Source organism: Providencia sp. PROV261 (assembly GCF_028477945.1).
GTDB classification, from domain to species: Bacteria; Pseudomonadota; Gammaproteobacteria; order Enterobacterales; family Enterobacteriaceae; genus Providencia; species Providencia stuartii.
Genome location: NZ_JAMPMC010000006.1, coordinates 260,863 through 279,115 on the forward strand (window position 1 = coordinate 260,863; position 18,253 = coordinate 279,115).

12 protein-coding genes and 2 pseudogenes are annotated in these 18,253 nt (G+C 43.4%); 6 read left to right on the forward strand and 8 right to left on the reverse strand.

The annotated features are described in order from the left end of the window. Window positions 1-331: 331 nt before the first annotated feature. The 5 genes and pseudogenes from PR675_RS05355 to dgt all read right to left on the reverse strand — a co-directional run. Window positions 332-646 (reverse strand): annotated as a pseudogene (locus tag PR675_RS05355) (ATP-binding cassette domain-containing protein); the annotation flags it as partial. Between the two features lie 38 nt (window positions 647-684). Next, on the reverse strand, window positions 685-1,479 hold the full coding sequence (gene mazG, locus PR675_RS05360; protein ID WP_060560834.1) for a nucleoside triphosphate pyrophosphohydrolase: 795 nt from the start codon (window positions 1,477-1,479) through the stop codon (window positions 685-687). Between the two features lie 83 nt (window positions 1,480-1,562). After that, window positions 1,563-3,800 (reverse strand): GTP diphosphokinase, encoded by a 2,238-nt coding sequence (relA, locus tag PR675_RS05365; protein WP_004922493.1) that lies wholly within the window; start codon window positions 3,798-3,800, stop codon window positions 1,563-1,565. A gap of 16 nt (window positions 3,801-3,816) precedes the next feature. Beyond that, complete coding sequence (rlmD, locus tag PR675_RS05370) at window positions 3,817-5,148, reverse strand: 23S rRNA (uracil(1939)-C(5))-methyltransferase RlmD (protein ID WP_014656565.1); 1,332 nt, start codon at window positions 5,146-5,148, stop codon at window positions 3,817-3,819. 323 nt (window positions 5,149-5,471) lie between these two features. After that, window positions 5,472-6,995 carry a dGTPase gene (gene dgt, locus PR675_RS05375; protein ID WP_060560833.1) on the reverse strand — a complete coding sequence of 508 codons (1,524 nt, stop codon included), beginning with the start codon at window positions 6,993-6,995 and terminating at the stop codon, window positions 5,472-5,474. Between the two features lie 122 nt (window positions 6,996-7,117). On the opposite strand from dgt, the gene mtnN reads away from it, so the two are divergent. Together mtnN and btuF are read left to right on the forward strand one after the other, a co-directional pair. Continuing rightward, window positions 7,118-7,810: a 5'-methylthioadenosine/S-adenosylhomocysteine nucleosidase gene (gene mtnN, locus PR675_RS05380; RefSeq protein ID WP_004922501.1), complete on the forward strand. Its 693-nt coding sequence runs from the start codon at window positions 7,118-7,120 to the stop codon at window positions 7,808-7,810. A 78-nt stretch (window positions 7,811-7,888) separates the two neighbouring features. After that, window positions 7,889-8,716, forward strand: a complete 828-nt coding sequence (gene btuF / locus PR675_RS05385; protein WP_004922504.1) for a vitamin B12 ABC transporter substrate-binding protein BtuF — start codon at window positions 7,889-7,891, stop codon at window positions 8,714-8,716. A 40-nt stretch (window positions 8,717-8,756) separates the two neighbouring features. Here the strand turns inward: btuF and erpA are convergent, their stop codons facing one another. Then, entirely contained in the window at window positions 8,757-9,101 is a 345-nt protein-coding gene (erpA, locus tag PR675_RS05390; RefSeq protein ID WP_004922507.1) for an iron-sulfur cluster insertion protein ErpA, read from the reverse strand. 334 nt (window positions 9,102-9,435) lie between these two features. Here erpA and hemL point away from each other — a divergent pair, with 334 nt between their 5' ends. Beyond that, complete coding sequence (gene hemL, locus PR675_RS05395) at window positions 9,436-10,725, forward strand: glutamate-1-semialdehyde 2,1-aminomutase (RefSeq protein ID WP_060560832.1); 1,290 nt, start codon at window positions 9,436-9,438, stop codon at window positions 10,723-10,725. Window positions 10,726-10,804: 79 nt separating this feature from the next. Beyond that, window positions 10,805-10,927, forward strand: a pseudogene (locus PR675_RS05400) (NadS family protein); the annotation flags it as partial. A gap of 130 nt (window positions 10,928-11,057) precedes the next feature. Here PR675_RS05400 and mrcB read toward each other — a convergent pair. Both mrcB and hrpB read right to left on the reverse strand, forming a co-directional pair. Further along, on the reverse strand, window positions 11,058-13,574 hold the full coding sequence (gene mrcB, locus PR675_RS05405; protein WP_036941313.1) for a bifunctional glycosyl transferase/transpeptidase: 2,517 nt from the start codon (window positions 13,572-13,574) through the stop codon (window positions 11,058-11,060). A gap of 730 nt (window positions 13,575-14,304) precedes the next feature. Beyond that, window positions 14,305-16,797, reverse strand: a complete 2,493-nt coding sequence (gene hrpB / locus PR675_RS05410; protein ID WP_060560831.1) for an ATP-dependent helicase HrpB — start codon at window positions 16,795-16,797, stop codon at window positions 14,305-14,307. A gap of 59 nt (window positions 16,798-16,856) precedes the next feature. Here hrpB and sfsA point away from each other — a divergent pair, with 59 nt between their 5' ends. Together sfsA and dksA are read left to right on the forward strand one after the other, a co-directional pair. Beyond that, window positions 16,857-17,567, forward strand: a complete 711-nt coding sequence (gene sfsA, locus PR675_RS05415) for a DNA/RNA nuclease SfsA (protein ID WP_004922520.1) — start codon at window positions 16,857-16,859, stop codon at window positions 17,565-17,567. Window positions 17,568-17,765: 198 nt separating this feature from the next. Then, the gene (gene dksA, locus PR675_RS05420) at window positions 17,766-18,221 is read left to right on the forward strand and encodes an RNA polymerase-binding protein DksA (RefSeq protein WP_004922522.1); all 456 of its coding nucleotides are present in this window, start codon (window positions 17,766-17,768) and stop codon (window positions 18,219-18,221) included. Window positions 18,222-18,253: the final 32 nt, after the last annotated feature.

Here is an 18,253-nt window from a genome sequence, read left to right on the forward strand (position 1 = left end):
TTTCCCTAAAGTAAAATAGCAATGTGAGTTTACTCATCATATACCTATTTTAGGTTAGCAAATTTGCGTTATGATGCCACTCATAACACTTCACCTCTCTTTAATTCGTGTCGCTATACAGAAACACCTCCTAAGGCTAGCATATTTTTCGCAAAAAGCTAAATCCTTTCAGCAAAACTAGAGTGAACTAAGATGGTTTTATTAAATTAGGTGAAATTTTTCGTATAACTCGTAGAAAAGATCAGCAATCTAGCGTGTATTAATTGGATGTTAATGAGGTTAACTTAAGCTTGCTTTGCAGTTATGATGACTTTTTCAGCAACAATAATAGTCAACCATATTGTGACACCCAGCGATTTAATTGCAGATTAAAAATTTTATCTGCCGACTTTATCATTTCAGGGCGATGGGCAACAAAAATACGGGTAATTTGTAGTGAGGCAATCGCCTCCGTTATTTTACGCTCATTTTCTACATCCAAATCACTTGTCGCTTCATCCATTAACAAAATTTTAGGTTCTCGATAAAGTGCTCTTGCAATCGATATTCGTTGCCTTTGTCCTCCAGAAAGGAGACTTCCTATATCACCAATTATCGTTTCATATCCTCTAGGAAATGAAGATATTTCCTCGTGTATTGATGCTAACTATTTTAAAAAATAAGGTAACACATTAAAAACAAATATTATTCCGCGAGCTTAATTTGCTGCCAATGCTGTTCCATCTCCTCAAGCGTTGCGGTTTCTGTGGTTTTACCTTCTAGTGCAAGACGTGACTCTATTTGGCGAAAACGCTTTTCAAACTTCTGGCAGGCCTTGTTAAGTGCCATTTCGGGTTTATGGCCTAGATGACGTGATAAATTCACGGTCGCAAACAGTAGATCGCCAATTTCTTCTTCTAAGCGCTGCTCATCAACAACCACTTGAGTGGCCTCTTCCATTACTTCATCCAGCTCTTCGCGAACCTTGTCGACTACAGGCCCTAACGTGTCCCAATCAAAACCCACTGATGCACAACGTTTTTGGATCTTATAGGCTTTCATTAAGGCAGGTAGCGCGCTTGGAATATCATCAAGGATGGAAAATTGCGCCTTTTGTGCACGTTCAGCAGACTTACGCTTTTCCCACCCTGCCAGTGCAACACTGCTATCAGGGTGATTTTTCGCGTCAAAAATATGCGGGTGGCGTCGTTCTAGTTTATCGCTAACCGCTTGGCAAATATCATTAAAATCAAAACGTGACTGCTCTTTCGCCATTTGCGCATAAAACACGACTTGGAATAACAAATCGCCTAATTCACCTTTTAGGTCATCAAAATCTTCACGTTCAATGGCATCAATGACTTCATAAGTTTCTTCAAGCGTATAAGGAGCAATCGTTTTAAACGTTTGTTGAGTATCCCACGGGCAACCTGTTTGTGGATCACGCAATTTCGCCATAATGCCTAGTAATCGTTCAAGCTGTGATGCTGTCGTACTCATTTTTTGACCTTTTTAAACCATAAAAATCCCATGTTTCGCAAGGATAACATGGGATCGTTTATTACTGCATAACGATGTTACGATTATTTAGAATGGCGTTTCGCTTCGATCACATCTGGCAATTGATTCAGTTTGGCTAATACTCGAGCCAATACCTGTAGGTTATAAATTTCAATCGTCATATCGATGGTCGCTAACTGCTGTTTAACATCACTACGGCTGCTAACGCCAAGTACGTTAACTTTTTCGTTAGCTAAGATGGTTGTGATATCACGTAACAGCCCACTTCTATCGTTAGCAACAACACGCACCACTAGCGAATAACCACTGGAGTAGTTCTCCCCCCATACTGCATCAACTAGGCGCTCAGGTGCATGGCTTTGCAACTCAGCAAGCTGTTCACAATCAACACTATGGATAGAAATACCTCTCCCTTTCGTGATAAATCCAACAATGTCATCACCAGGAATGGGCTGGCAGCAGCGTGCGATATGGTGCATTAGGTTACCCACACCTTCGACAACTACGCGACCACTGCTATTCGTTTGGGAAGCTGGTCGTGGCGCCGCAGTTTTACTTTCCAGCGTCTTCATCGCTTCGCGATCGGCTTCTTCCGCTGACGTTTTCTTGAATTTACTTTGTAAGAAGTTGACTAATTGATTGATACGAATATCACCACCGCCAATTCCGGCCAAGACCTCATCAAGAGAATGGACGTTATAGCGTGCTATCAATAATTTTTCCGCCTCTTTGATACCTATATCAAGGTGCGCTAATTCGTTATCAAGAATTTGACGCCCCGCCAGCACGTTTTTATCCCTATCCTGCTTACGGAACCAGTTATGGATCTTAGCGCGCCCCCGGCTGGTTGTCACATAGCCTAAATTAGGGTTGAGCCAGTCACGGCTTGGATTTGGGTGTTTTTGGGTAATAATTTCAATTTGGTCACCCATCTGTAACTGATAGCTAAACGGTACAATACGACCACCAATTTTAGCGCCAATACAGCGGTGCCCAACATCACTGTGGATATGATAAGCAAAGTCGAGTGGCGTTGACCCCGCAGGTAAATCAACAACATCCCCTTTAGGTGTAAATACATATACGCGGTCATCAAAAACTTGGCTACGCACTTCATCAAGCATTTCACCTGAATCAGCCATCTCTTCTTGCCATGCTATCAATTTACGCAACCATGCAATACGGTTTTCGTAGCTGCTTCCTTTACCAACCCCTGTTGCTCCCTCTTTATATTTCCAGTGTGCAGCAACCCCCAACTCTGCATCTTCATGCATTTGGCGGGTGCGGATCTGTATTTCGAGGGTTTTACCATTTGGCCCAAGTACTACGGTATGGATAGATTGGTAGCCATTGGGTTTAGGGTTGGCGACATAATCATCAAATTCATCCGGCAAATGACGGAAATGGGTATGTACTATCCCCAGCGCTGCATAGCAGTCTTGTAGACGTTCAACGACAATACGTACCGCTCTGACATCGAATAACTCATCGAATGCTAGCGATTTTTTCTTCATTTTGCGCCAAATGCTGTAAATGTGCTTGGGACGCCCATAAATTTCAGCTTGAATATTCTCTTTCAGCATTTTTTTGCGCAATGTGGTCACAAAGTTATCGATATACTCTTCGCGATCAATACGGCGCTCATGCAATAAGCTCGCAATTTTCTTGTATTCTTCTGGGTGCAAATAACGGAAACAAAAATCTTCCAATTCCCATTTGAGTTGACCGATACCCAAGCGGTTGGCCAATGGCGCATAGATATTGGAACACTCTTTAGCGGCTAATACGCGCTCATCTTCTGTCGCATCTTTCACTTCGCGTAGATGCGCAATACGTTCGGCTAGCTTGATGACAACACAGCGGAAATCTTCAACCATCGACAGTAACATGCGACGAATATTATCCACTTGAACGGAGCTAGTTTCCCCCGACTGTGTCGCCTTTAATTGGCGGATGGCATCCATTTCAAGGACACCTTTTACCAGCTCATAAATTGATTGACCGAAATCATCAATTACCGCTTGTTCATCGAGCTGTTTCTCTTCAACTAACGGAAATAGCAGTGCGGCTTGTAAGCTACCGATATCCATGCTCAGCGTCGAGAGTATTTCGGTCATCTCGATCCCACGCCATAGCAGTAGGGGTGCCGTTTCTTGCCCTGCTAATTTTTCATGACAATACTGCCAGGTATGGATAAGTTTTTGTTCTGATTGTGGATTATTTAGGCCCAGCCCGCTTACCCATTTTTCTGGGGCAAACTCACCTGCTGGGGTAAGATGTGCACTTCTTACAGCAACCATATATTCTCCCTACCTGTTAACCCTCTGGGCTATTGATAAATAGCGCCATTGATTCCAGATGACTGGTATGCGGAAACATATCCAACATCCGCAGTTGTACTAACTGATATCCCGCTTGAAGCAAAATTTTGCTATCCCGTGCCAAAGTGGTCGGGTTACAAGAAACATAGACAATTTTTTCGGGCATCAGTTTAACTAAATGTTCCATTACGCCAGCGGCGCCCGCTCGAGCAGGGTCTAACAATACCTTATTAAACCCTTCAGCTGCCCATGGCTGAGTATGGATTTGCGCCTCTAAGTTTTCATTATAGAAGGTCGCGTTACCAATTGAATTGCGCTGCGCGTTATTTCTCGCTTGTTTGACTAAATTTTCGACACCTTCAACACCAACCACGGCTTTGACTCGCCTCGCGATAGGCAATGTAAAATTCCCCATGCCACAAAACAAATCTAAAACTCGATCATGTGGGTGCAGATCCAACCATTCAAGTGCTTGAGCAACCATTTTCTGATTGATGTCACTATTGACTTGAATAAAGTTTAATGGGCTGAACTGTAACATTTCCCCAGCAACCTGATATTCAGGTATCACGGTAGAAGCGCTTAACGGATGTAAGCTATGTTCATCCCCTGCTAACCAAACACAGACCTCATGTTGCTGTTCAAAGCTTTTAAGCAGCTGCTGATCGGAGGGAGCCAATGGTACAAGGTGGCGCAGTAAGACAATGAGGCTATTATCTGCTCGGATCAACTCCACATGGCCGAGTTTTGGTGCAGCTTTTAGCTGATTTAAGCAGTCAGATAGTGGTTGGATCAATCGTTCAAGGTCGTGATGCAGTACAGGGCACTGCTTGATATCGACCAAGGTATTCGATTGAGTTTGGCGAAACCCCATTAACAGGTGTTTGCTTTTATTTTGATACTGTAATCCAAGACGCGCTCTACGGCGGTAACCATAAGGTTCACCAAAAATAATGGGCTTGGCTTCTTTTTGAACCCCAGTTTCTCGGGCGATTAGATGCTGTAATGCATTGGCTTTACTTTCTCTTTGTAGAGAAATATCAATGTGCTGCTGCTGGCAGCCACCACACTGATTAAAATAACGGCACTGTGGCTTAACCCGTTGTGGGCTGGTACTTAAACGTTTAACCACTTTTGCTTTCGCAAAGCGGCTTTTCTCTTCAACCAATTCAATTAGCGCTTGTTCACCGGGTAGAAGCCCTTCTACGAAAATCGCTTTACCATTAGAGCGTGCAACTCCTTGACCTGCTGCATCTAGACTATCGATTGTCACCGTTATTTGACGGCGTTGGGTGGTACGGCGGTTTGGCGAGTAAAATTGGGCCATAATTTGTCACTACGAGGTGTTAAGTTTCAGAAAATAATTTTATATTCTCTTTGGTTAAAGAGATGCTCTCTCACTGGCATAAGATACGCGACAACACACTGACTTTAAGCTCTACCTACGCGTAACTATAGCGTCTACTAGTGCATATCACCTAGTCAGCAGAATATATGCTCAGTAAAAAACGCGCCTATAATAGCAGTTTTTTTGCCAAGATGAGTTATCACTTTTTCACTTAACGTATATTTTTTTATTATTTTTGTTTGTTTGAACGGCTCTTATTCAAAATAATTGACGCCTTCATCACCTTACTGCCGAATAAACAATCAGTTTGACACCATACATTTACGATATTCTTCATAGGCATAATGATCCGTCATGCCGCTGATATAATCCTGAATTAATCGTGCCCGATAATAAAACTCAAGAATAGATTTCTCTATTTCATTTGTTGCACATATGCCTTCAATTGCTTCACTGTATGACAAACGGTGCTTATTAGAGAGTTTATGGAATAACCGTGTTTCGATAAAAAATTGTTTGTGATAGTTATTTTCAACTAGCGAAATAAAGTCTTCCCTTTCTAACATCAATAATGGGCGATAAAAATCTAACAGCCCCCCAATGATGCGATAACCTTGCAACTCCAGCTCTTCTACTTCGTGATGGCTAAAGACATGCTTAAATGCAACCGTTTTCAAAACTTTAAGTAAGCGATGCTCAGGGCTTTTATCTTCCAACAATGCGCTATTGAAGCGCCCTGCATAGATTTCGGGGAGATTCTGAATAAAACGCTGAGCACTGTAACGAGCCAATTTACTGGTAATATTCACTCGTAAATACATAAAAAACTGGTCTTGTTGAATTCGTCTTGTATGGTTATCACTGATATTATTAAAAGCGCTCATAATGGTTTCATCAAATAAGTCGCCTTTTTCGACTACCCCCCATTCGTTCCGCAAATAGTTGATCAATTGTTCAACGGTAAAAATTCCTTTCTCAGCGGCATCATCTAAATCAGCAATACAATAAGAGATATCATCAGCCGCCTCCATAATATAAGAAAGTGGGAAGCGACAATGTTCACCCATCTCTAATTTTTTACATAGTTCATTCACGAAACCGAGTTCAGACCAATAGTAGCCCGGCTTTTTCATCAAATAATCAAATTTTTCAGGAATAGGTTCAAGATCATATGCTCCGCGCGTATATTTCAAGATAGAGCCGACTTGTGCATAAGTGAGATTTAGCTTCAATAGGCGATGTACCATGCGTATCCCTTGCGCATTACCTTCAAAAGAGCATAGATCCTGTTTAAGTTGACGACGGAAGAGATCAAGACGTTCATCCCCAGTTAAACGCATGGCGGCGATTTTACAAGGATCCGGATAATCGGGTGTGTATTGGTATTGAGGGGCTAGCAGTTGGCGAAACCAACTCTGAATTGCGGCTTCACCAAAATGCCCAAAAGGAGGGTTACCGATGTCGTGCATCAAACAAGACATTTCGACTAGGCTTTCAAACGCATCACAACGCTCATGTAGCCCATATTTTTCCAGTAACTTTTTCTTTTTTAATTCGTGAAGAACCGTTTTGCTAATGTAACGCCCGACTTGTTGTACTTCTAAGGAATGGGTCAATCGGCTGCGCACTGCGGCATTTTGTTCTAATGGAAATACTTGTGTTTTTTGCTGCAACCGACGGATCGCCGCTGAATTGATAATTCGGCCTCTATCACTTTCAAATTGGCGATTAACAGCATCTTCATTGTGAGCAGAGACTCGAGGACTTTTCGCGCTATTATAGTTTCGTTGATAATTTAATTTTGTTAGAAAATTAATTTCGCTCACACCAACTCCTCATCCTTTATACACGAGACAAAAATAAAAGGCAGAGAAATAATACCTTTCAATGTTACACTTTAGTCATCTCTACCTTAAGTGTCTAATTAATCAACAGTGAGTATGACATAATGAAAGTCGGTATCATAGGTGCAATGGAGCAGGAAGTTGCCATCCTGCGTGAACAAATTGAAGGCTGCCAAACTCTCAGCCGTGCTGGCTGTGAAATTTACACAGGGAAAATTAATGGCGTCGACGTTGCGCTGCTAAAATCAGGTATTGGTAAAGTGGCGGCGGCAATCGGCACCACGTTGCTACTTGAACATTGCCAACCCGATATAGTAATTAATACTGGCTCAGCGGGTGGTTTAGATCCTAACTTAAATGTTGGCGATATCGTTGTTTCAACTGAGGTACGTTATCACGATGCGGACGTAACTGCTTTTGGTTATGAACCAGGCCAAATGGCGCAATGCCCTCCCGCATTTATGGCTGACCCTAAATTGATCGCGCTCGCCGAAAAATGTATTCAACAGTTGGATATGAATGCGGTTCGTGGTCTTGTGTGCAGTGGTGATGCTTTCATCAATGGCGCAGAGCCTTTGGCTCGAATTAAAAAAACCTTCCCTCAAGTCGCTGCTGTTGAGATGGAAGCTACCGCCATCGGCCAAGTTTGCCATCAATTCGCTGTACCTTTTGTTGTCGTACGCGCTATTTCCGATGTAGCAGATAAAGAATCACACACCAGTTTTGATGAGTTTTTACCTGTTGCAGCGCGCCAATCATCACTGATGATAGCGGCAATTTTAGCTGAACTCGCATAACTTTCGTTTAAAATAAAAAGCATAGTCAATAAAACGCTATGCTTTTTATTTATTCTTTTAGTTAGAGGCAATGACTGCATGAAATGGCACCCAAGCACACTTCAAACCACACTCGCCTTACTACTATTGCTATTTTTTAATACATCGGTTGTTGCAGACACGAAACACCGCGTGATCAGCCTTTCTCCAGCGAATACTGAGTTGGCTTATGCGGCTGGATTAGGTGAAAGCCTGATTGCTGTCAGTGCATACTCCGATTATCCTGCCGAAGCGAAACAATTAGAGCAGGTTTCCGATTGGCAAGGCCTTAATGTCGAACGGATTGTGGCACTAAAACCCGATCTTATTTTAGCTTGGCGAGGTGGTAACCCTCAGCGCCCACTCGACCAACTTGCTGCTTTGGGGATCCCTATTATCTATTTCGATCCACAAAGCGTTGAAGGGGTTATTTCTGCTATCGAACAACTGGCTAAATACAGCCCGCAGCCCCAAATTGCCCAGCAGTCCGTTTTATCGATGCGTGAGCAACTTAACCAGCTAAAACAACGTTACGCTCAGCAAGAGCGCCCCAAAAAACGGGTCTTTATTCAACTAGGCACTCAACCCCTATTTAGTACAGGCAGTAACACTATTCAAAATGACATTGTTTCAATGTGTGGTGGGGAAAATATTTTCGCAAACAGTGCTGTGCCTTGGCCTCAAGTCAGCCGTGAACAGGTTATTGCTAGGCAGCCCGAGATGATTGTAATGACAGGAACCGAGACTCAAGAAACTGCCGTTCGCCAATTTTGGCAAACGCAACTTTCTATCCCGATTATTCGTTTAAATGAAGATTGGTTTCATCGTGCTGGCCCTCGCGTAGTGCTGGCGGCCCAGTCATTGTGTGAACAATTACACTCAGAATAGCAATGAATGAGAGGGGGAACGCCCCTCTCAACGATAAGACTTAAATGCTAAATGAAGAACCACAACCACAGGTGGATTTCGCATTTGGATTGGTCACAATAAAACGTGAACCTTCTAACCCTTCAGTATAATCAACACTTCCGCCAACCAAATATTGTAGGCTCATTGGGTCAACCACCAAGGCAACGCCTTGTTTTTCAATGGTCATGTCGCCATCATTAATTTGGTCATCAAAGGTAAAGCCATACTGAAAGCCGCTACAACCACCACCGGTAATGTAAACACGTAGACGCAGGTTTGGGTTGTCTTCTTCAGAAACTAAGTCTTTTACTTTAATTGCTGCCGCATCAGTAAACTGCAATGGCAGAGCTGCATCATCACTCATTTTTTACTCCAAGCCGGTCAACCGGTAATTCAGCGTAAGCAGATAGCTTACTCAGATCAATTTACTAATTATCCGCCAGCTTAGTCATTGATTCAAGTCCTGTGTCGTAATTCAACACATTGTGCATACCAATCAATGAATTTGGTTTAATTGGTTCCGTGCTTTAGAATAGGCCTATTAAATAATTCAAGTTGCATGTAGATGACCAACCAGAAGTGGCCTCACTCAGCGCTACCTTATGGCTTGAGCCACCCTATCTAGGCAACTTGAAGTATGATAAGTCTCGTTTCAACGGTATTTAGTCGATTTATTTGTCCCTATTCAGGAGCCTTGCATGAGCCAATCTTTAAACTTATATAATGAAGCGCAACAGCTAATCCCCGGAGGCGTCAACTCACCAGTACGAGCATTTAATGGTGTTGGTGGTACGCCTTTATTTATTGAACGTTCTGATGGCGCTTATATTTTTGACGTTGATGGTAAAGCTTATGTTGACTATGTAGGCTCTTGGGGGCCAATGGTGCTTGGTCATAACCACCCCGCCGTCCGTGATGCCGTAATCAAAGCTGTCAATAAAGGCTTAAGTTTCGGTGCGCCAACTGCCGCAGAAGTGGAAATGGCAAAACTGGTTTGTGAATTAGTGCCTTCTATCGATATGATCCGTATGGTGAACTCAGGTACTGAGGCAACCATGAGTGCGATCCGCTTAGCACGTGGTTACACTGGTCGCGACAAAATTATTAAATTTGAAGGTTGCTACCACGGCCATGCTGACTGTTTATTAGTCAAAGCAGGCTCAGGGGCATTGACAATGGGAGAGCCTAACTCTCCGGGTGTACCTGAAGATTTCGTTAAACATACACTCACCTGCACTTATAACGATCTAGCATCGGTTCGTCAGGCTTTTGAAAATTATCCACAAGATATTGCGTGCGTCATTGTTGAGCCTGTTGCGGGTAACATGAACTGTGTTCCACCAACCGATGAGTTTTTACCCGGCCTACGTGCACTGTGTGATGAATTTAATGCCCTATTGATCATTGATGAAGTCATGACGGGTTTCCGTGTGGCACTCGGCGGCGCGCAAGATTACTATGGTGTACAACCTGATTTAACCTGCCTAGGTAAAATCATTGGTGGTGGTATGCCTGTTGGCGCATTTGGCGGTCGTTTCGAAGTCATGGAGAAACTTGCGCCGATTGGGCCTGTATACCAAGCAGGAACGCTATCCGGTAACCCAGTTGCAATGGCAGCAGGCCTTGCTTGTCTTAATGAGGTTGCACAGCCAGGTGTTCACGCGAGACTGACCGAGCTAACTGAAAAATTAGCCCGCGGTTTAAAACGCGTATCACAAGAGCAAGGCATTCCAATGGTGATCAACCATGTCGGCGGCATGTTTGGTATTTTCTTCACTGACGCAAAAAGTGTGACTTGCTACCAAGACGTCATGAAGTGTGATGTTGAGCGTTTTAAAACCTTCTTCCACCTTATGTTAGAGCAAGGTATTTATTTAGCGCCTTCCGCATTCGAAGCGGGTTTTATGTCTATTGCTCACAGCGATGAAGATATTGAGAAAACCATCGAAGCAGCAGAAGTTGCATTTGCAAAAATGAAAACTGCTTAACCTTTCTTTCACTCGGAGGCGATATCTTCGCCTCCTTATTTACGCCTTTACTCCCTCATTTTGTCGCGACTAGCGTTTCCTCATTAATGTTAAAGCGATTAGAGCACAACTTACAATTTCACAAGTTGAACCCGTCAAAGCATTGGGAACAAGTGCTGAAACAATAAAAAGTGGGGAATTAAAACGGCATATCCCACTTGGATAAGTGGTGAAAATATTTATAGCGATGCAAACAGTCTGTTGTTATTTCAAGTGTTGATCGTATAAGCTCCGCCTATAAAAAATGCCCCGCGAGTTGATACTCACGGGGCATTTTCATTTTACGGTACTAATTAATTATTACCGAACATTTCCTTCACCCAATCTGGTGCGTCTTCTTGGGCCGGTTGAGCGTTGTTATTTAAATCCCAAACTGGCTCTTGCTGTGCGGATGATTGGCATAATGCGTCTGGCGCCTCAGTCCAAATCGGCAATACGCGTCCGCCACCAAAGTCTGAACAGTTAAATTGACCATCAGGCATCACTTTCATATCCACAATCCCTTCAGGCTGACGATTAATCAACGCCAATGGTGTTTGATTATCCAAATAACGCTGATACACACGCAATGCACCGGTAGAGCCCGTTAACTGTGTTGGCCCATTATTATCACGACCAATCCAGACAATGGCGATTTCTTTACCATCAATACCTGCATACCAGCTATCACGCAAGTCATTGGTTGTTCCCGTTTTACCCGCTAAATTATATTTGCCATATTTCTTCAGCAGTACTCGCCCAGTACCTTGTTGCACCACTTGCTGCATACCATAGAGCGTTAAATAAGCCGCTTGTGACGGTATTGCACGCTCAGCGGATGGATAGCTTTGATAAATTTCAGTGCCATCGCCATCAATAACAGAGCGTAATGCAGAAAGTTTAGCGCGGTTACCATTACCACCAATGGTTTGGTAGATTTGCGCCACTTCAGCCGGTGTTAAGTTAACCGCACCAAGTAGCATTGCGGGAACTTTTTCCATCGCACTCGCTGGCGCACCTAGGCGCACAAAGATATTAACTATCTGATCCAGCCCAACTTCTAGCCCTAAGTTTACCGTTGGGATATTCTGTGATTTCGCTAATGCATCAACCAACATCATTCCCCCTGTAAAATTGCGGCTATAGTTTCTTGGCCTCCAGACTTGATTCCCCACCTTAACGGATAATGGTTCATCTTTTAGCCATGTATTCAGGCGGAAACGATCAGGCTCATTCAATGCCGCTAAATAAACCGGTGGCTTCGCCAATGAACCAATATTACGACGCGCATTGAGCGCACGGTTGAAACCGGAATATTGTGGCTGTGAGCCACCTACCATCGCTCTAACTTCACCGTTAATGCGGTCAACCACGACCATCGCCCCTTCAATATCATTCAGTTTGCGATCTGCTCGTAGCTGAGCCACACCTGATTCCACCGCATTTTCAGCCGCAGTTTGTGCTACGGGGTCAAGAGTCGTAAAGATTTTTGCGCCAGAAAGCTCTTTAACTTTATCGCCCAGTTTTTCATTTAATTCCTGACGAACCATCTGCATAAAAGCAGGCTGAGAGGCGACAAGCCCTTCTCTTGGTTTTACTCCTAAAGGACGCGCGCTAAGCACTTGATACATTTCATTATCGATAACATTGCGTGTTTCTAGTATTTTCAACACGATGTTACGACGTTTAATCGCATTTTCTGGCTGCGTCCACGGGTTATTCTTTGTGGCACCTTGAACCATTCCAACTAATAACGCTTGTTGGTCTAGGCTTAATTCATTAATAGGGCGACCAAAATAATAGAGGCTCGCTAATGGGAAGCCACGAATTTCATCGTTCCCGTTTTGCCCTAAGAACACTTCATTGAGGTACAATTCAAGGATACGGTCTTTGCTATAGTTGTAATCTAGCAAGAGCGCCATAATGGCTTCATTCGCTTTGCGCCTGAATGTCTTCTCATTCGTTAAAAATAAGTTTTTAACTAACTGTTGCGTCAGGGTACTTCCCCCTTGCACAGATTTGCCCGCCGATAAGTTAGCGACAACCGCTCGACCAATAGAGTAAAGACTCACCCCATCATGTTCATAGAAGTTACGGTCTTCGGTCTCTATCAAAATTTTTACTAGCGATTCAGGGAAGTCTGACAACGGTAAAACTAAGCGCTGTTCATTATTCGCCGACTGCATCATGGTGATCAGTTTAGGATCTAACCGGAAGAAGCCAAATGAACGACCATTTTCCATGTTTTCAATTTTAGTTAAGATCCCTTGGTCAAACACCATGCGCGCCAATATTTTCCCTTCTTTCTGATCAGGGAAATTAAATGGACGCCGTAATATTTCAATCGTGTTGCCTTTAACGGAAAACTCACCTGAGCTAGTAATTTTCGTCACTTTACGGTATTGCATACCTTCCAGTAAGCGGATCATTTCAGCTTGGCTATAATCCATTCCCGGTTCAAGGTTAACCATCCGGCCATACACTGCCGCAGGTAAATCCCAAACCTTGCCATCAAGGCGTTCTTTGATTTGCTGGTTTAAATAAAAAGCATAGGCTCCAAGCAATACAGCAAAGACAATAAAAATTTTGACCAATAACCAAAACCAGCGCCATCGGCTTTTTGGCTTACGATTTTTGTTACCTTTGTTATTTTTGTTCTTCGCCATTAGCTCGTCCTCTTCATCATCGAGGTCTTGCTCATCAATATCATCGTCATCAAATAATTTTTCATCATAATCATAGTCATCACGGCGGCGGCGTGAATGAGACTGCTTTTTTTTCGTCGACGTATTCTTACGTCTACCAATAGGTTCAAAATCTTTACCGGACATGGTCGCTCCATATCACCTACATTCTTAACGTACTATCCTTGATTCTGACTTAAAATGTCAAAGCGTTCACAGAAGAAAGCTCTTAATTACATTTCATTACCTTACGCAGCAAATAATATCACTCCATCACCACGGACATCTATTAGAGCATAAAATAGCCTTGTTACGCACTTATCTTTGTCTGCACATCATTTGCATCGGTAAATTTTATCTCAAAAACTGCCAATGACATACCAACACGGCAAAAAAACAAAATAAACCCTATAAGCAATTAATAAAATAGAATATTTTTATCCGTGATACTTTACTTTCCAACTAAAAACACGCATACACGTAACACTCAATTAACCAATTAATATTTAAAGTAATTTTTACAGTTTACTCTATTATTCCATATCAAATAAAGCGTGTAGGATCCATATCAATTTTGTCGCGCAATGAGTGGATAAAAAATGCCTGAAGCTAGCTATAACTTTTTTCTGTTACGTTATGCAGATATTTACATCGATTTACTGACAGACAGTGAAACTCATGCCATGTCTGAGACATAGCACAACAACGCAAGATAAAAACGCTCTCAGTTAGACCGTCTATCACGACCCATATCTGGATTGAGTTGCTAGCGCACCTTATCCATACCAACAAAAAATTAGAAGGCTCAAATTGACTGATGATGCTTTTTCACGGCGTGTTTCGTGTATATCTCGCCTGTTTTTTCATTCGCTTCTATTTAACGCCCCTCGGTATTCATCGCTTTTTTAGTTTTATTGGTAGGTTGCGTATTAGCAGGATCATCTGGCCATAAATGTTTTGGGTAGCGACCTTTCATCTCTTTTTGTATTTCTCGATAGCTGCCCTGCCAAAAAGCCCCTAAGTCTTGGGTGATCTGTAATGGGCGCATCGCAGGTGATAACAAAGCAACCGCCACAACGACTTTGCCATGAGCAACCGTTGGGTTCGATGTCTGCCCATACATCTCCTGCATGCGGATCTCTATCATCGGGGGCTTATCTAAAGAGTAGTGAATGCTTACACGACTCCCCGAACCCGCTAAATAGTCCGTCGGTAAAGCCTCTTTTAACCATTTTTGTTGCTCCCAATCTAAACGATGCATCAGCAGCTCCCCGACATTGATTTCTTGAAGTTGCTTACGGTGAGTTATTCCATCTAAGTAAGGCGCAAGCCAAGCTTCTAAGGAAGCCAACAAAGCCTCATCAGCCACATCTGGTAAAGTGGTATCAGCAAACCAACGTTGAGCCAATTGGCAACGGATCCGAAACTGCTGTGCAAACGGGCTCCAATTTAAACTTTCTAATCCATTTTGCCTTAGCCAATGTAACAATGCCTGTTTAATTTGTTGTCTATCAGGATGGGTTAATCTTTCAGAGCGAACAACCAATTGCCCACATTGCAACCGTCGCCAAGCAATTAAAGTGCCTTTTTGTTCATCCCACTCGACGGTTTCCTGCTGATAAAACAAATCAGGACAAGCCGCCTGCAAGCTAGCGATCTCAATAGGGGTTGCTAGACTTATTTTGGCATCTGCTGAGGTTTCAGGTTGCCAAAGTGTTGGAGCGATTAGCCACTCATTTCCTAACAACGCGTCATTTTCATCTAACGATGCCCCTAATCCACTTGCTAACTGATAGCGGCTTTGATGATCTCGACTTTTCGCGATACGGTCTGGAAAACCGCTCGCTAATAAAGTAGGTAACCACTCACTTATTAGCGAGACGTTTCTGCCAACTGCTGCTGTGACCGGATAACCACATAATAAAGTGGCACGTTTGCACCAACTCTCTGTAGGCTTATCCAAATAATAATAAATATCACTGTGAGCTTGGCGTGGAGGCTCTTCTAATATTGCCACTAATAACGCCGCTAATTTAATCACTTCATTATTTTGACTTTGCAAGGCCTTGTACAACACGGCGGCAGTGCGCACTGAACTTCCGAGTTCTGCGACTCCTCTTCCAAGCGGAGTTAGCTTACCGTGTTGATCAATCGCCCCAAGTCGACTCAGCAACTCTTTCGCTGCGGCTATTGCGGGTTGTGGTGGCAGGTTTAACCATTGAAGCTGCTCCACCGCTTGGCATCCCCACTGCAACAGAGATAACCATAACGAACTTAAATCACTGTGTAATATTTCAGCTTCACTAAATTGTGCGGCTCTTTCCGCTTGCTCTTGACTGAATAAATGCCAACAAATACCGGCTTCTAACCGTCCTGCTCGCCCAGCCCGCTGCTGCATGGACGCTTGGCTAATACGCTGTTTAACCAGTTTTGTTAGTCCAGTGCGAGGATTAAATAAGCCTACTCGTTCAAAACCGCTGTCAACAACTAAGCGAATGCCTTCAATCGTTAAGCTAGTTTCTGCAATATTGGTCGCTAAAACGACTTTACGTTTGCCTTCAGGGGCAGGCTGAATGGCTTGCTGCTGCTCTTTTATTGATAGTGCCCCATACATTGGGCATAAAAGTATGTCCTCACTAACCATAGAAGCTAGCTCTGAGCGAGTTCGCTCGATTTCCCCCGCACCGGGTAGAAAAAGCAATAGCGAGCCACTTTCTTGTTGAAGTAATCGCCAAACCGCATTTGCCACCTCTTTGTGGAATAATTTATTCGCATTGATGGGGTAAAAATGCCTTTCGACAGGATAGGCACGCCCTTCGGATACGATCACGGGGGCATCAGGGAATAGAGCCACCAGCCCTTGATCATCCAATGTGGCCGACATCAACAAGATTTTTAAATCCTCACGCAGTGCCTGCTGAGTATCAAGCAGTAGCGCCAAACCTAAATCCGCTTGTAAACTGCGTTCATGAAACTCATCAAGAATGACTAAACCGACCCCTTCTAACATCGGATCATCTTGCAACATGCGAGTCAAAACCCCTTCAGTCACCACTTCGATACGTGTGTTTACACTAACTCGGCTTTCAGAGCGCATGCGCAACCCTACCGTGTTACCGATATCTTCGCCTAGCTGCTCGGCTAACCGTTTAGCGACGCTACGAGCCGCAATTCGTCTCGGCTCCAACATGATAATACGTCCGTCAATCACCCCACTTTCTAATATTAGCCGAGGTAAAACGGTTGATTTACCCGCCCCTGTAGGGGCATGTAATAACACTTGCGGAGATTGCTGTAAGGCCGTAAGTAAGGAATCACTAACGTCATAAATCGGTAACACGCGGCTGATAACTCCAATGGTATTTAACATTTTCAGGCAAAGATTGTAGCATTGCTGCTTATTTCCTGAATACTGATTGCGGAGACAATATGGAGTTTATTCCCCCGTTACAACCAGCCACACTGATCAAACGCTACAAGCGCTTTTTAGCGGATGTCGTTACACCTGACGGTGAAGTCATGACTATCCACTGTGCCAATACGGGGGCGATGACTGGCTGTGCAACGCCCGGAGATAAAATTTGGTATTCAACATCGAATAACTCAAAACGCAAGTACCCACACAGTTGGGAAGTGACACAAACGTCACAAAATCATCTAATTTGTATCAATACATTACGAGCTAATCAGATCATTGCCGAGGCGTTGGCGCAAAAAACCATTCCAGAATTATCCGAATATAGTGTAATAAAGCCTGAGATGAAATACGGTTCTGAAAATAGCCGGATTGATTTCTTTTTATCTGGAGATGGGCTACCCGATTGTTTTATCGAAGTAAAATCTGTCACGTTATTGGAAAATAACCATGGCTATTTTCCCGATGCTGTGACTGAACGCGGACAAAAGCATTTACGAGAGCTAACAACAATTGCTAAAGAAGGAAAAAAAGCCATACTGTTGTTTGCAGTTTTGCATACGGGGATCTACGAGGTCTCGGCAGCAGCCCATATTGATAAGCAATATGCCACACTTTTGAAAGAAGCTATCGAAAATGGTGTTGAAGTACTGTGTTATCAAGTAGATATCAATACGCAAAAAATGCTATTGGGTAAAAAAATTAAGTTTACACCTATCAAATAATGATAGTTTATTCGCTGCTCAAAGCGAAGACGCATGGGTTCTGGAGGCTTAAAAAGGAATAAACACGCGCGCCTTCACAGCATTACAAAACTCATTGCATGAACGATTGCCAAGAGGGCACTCTTCTGCTATTTATAGCGACCTTAATTTTTCCCCCCTTTGGGGTTTTGTGAAATTTGCGTGTGTAGGAGAAGCATTATGCAAGAAGGGCAAAAACGTAAGACATCGTCCTTAAGCATTCTCGCCATTGCTGGGGTTGAACCCTATCATGAAAAAGCTGGCGAAGAGTACATGAACGAAGCCCAGTTGGCGCATTTTAAGCTCATTCTCGAAGCATGGCGCAATCAACTCAGGGATGAAGTAGACCGGACAGTTACTCATATGCAAGATGAGGCAGCTAACTTTCCAGATCCTGTTGATCGGGCAGCCCAGGAAGAGGAATTCAGCCTTGAATTACGCAACCGGGACCGTGAACGTAAGTTGATTAAGAAAATCGAGAAAACACTGAAGAAAGTCGAAGAAGACGATTTTGGCTTCTGCGAATCTTGTGGTGTGGAAATCGGCATCCGTCGTTTGGAAGCCCGCCCTACCGCTGATTTGTGTATCGACTGTAAAACATTAGCAGAAATTCGCGAAAAGCAAATGGCTGGCTAATCACTGATTATGGAGTCCTTAACGGCGCACTA

What these genes read in the sequence shown, in the direction of transcription:
- relA (WP_004922493.1), bottom strand. Translation starts at nt 3,800, where the DNA reads ATGGTTGCTGTAAGAAGTGCACATCTTACCCCAGCAGGTGAGTTTGCC.
- dksA (WP_004922522.1), top strand. Translation starts at nt 17,766, where the DNA reads ATGCAAGAAGGGCAAAAACGTAAGACATCGTCCTTAAGCATTCTCGCC.
- erpA (WP_004922507.1), bottom strand. Translation starts at nt 9,101, where the DNA reads ATGAGTGATGATGCAGCTCTGCCATTGCAGTTTACTGATGCGGCAGCA.
- btuF (WP_004922504.1), top strand. Translation starts at nt 7,889, where the DNA reads ATGAAATGGCACCCAAGCACACTTCAAACCACACTCGCCTTACTACTA.
- hemL (WP_060560832.1), top strand. Translation starts at nt 9,436, where the DNA reads ATGAGCCAATCTTTAAACTTATATAATGAAGCGCAACAGCTAATCCCC.
- hrpB (WP_060560831.1), bottom strand. Translation starts at nt 16,797, where the DNA reads ATGTTAAATACCATTGGAGTTATCAGCCGCGTGTTACCGATTTATGAC.
- rlmD (WP_014656565.1), bottom strand. Translation starts at nt 5,148, where the DNA reads ATGGCCCAATTTTACTCGCCAAACCGCCGTACCACCCAACGCCGTCAA.
- mazG (WP_060560834.1), bottom strand. Translation starts at nt 1,479, where the DNA reads ATGAGTACGACAGCATCACAGCTTGAACGATTACTAGGCATTATGGCG.
- mrcB (WP_036941313.1), bottom strand. Translation starts at nt 13,574, where the DNA reads ATGTCCGGTAAAGATTTTGAACCTATTGGTAGACGTAAGAATACGTCG.
- mtnN (WP_004922501.1), top strand. Translation starts at nt 7,118, where the DNA reads ATGAAAGTCGGTATCATAGGTGCAATGGAGCAGGAAGTTGCCATCCTG.
- sfsA (WP_004922520.1), top strand. Translation starts at nt 16,857, where the DNA reads ATGGAGTTTATTCCCCCGTTACAACCAGCCACACTGATCAAACGCTAC.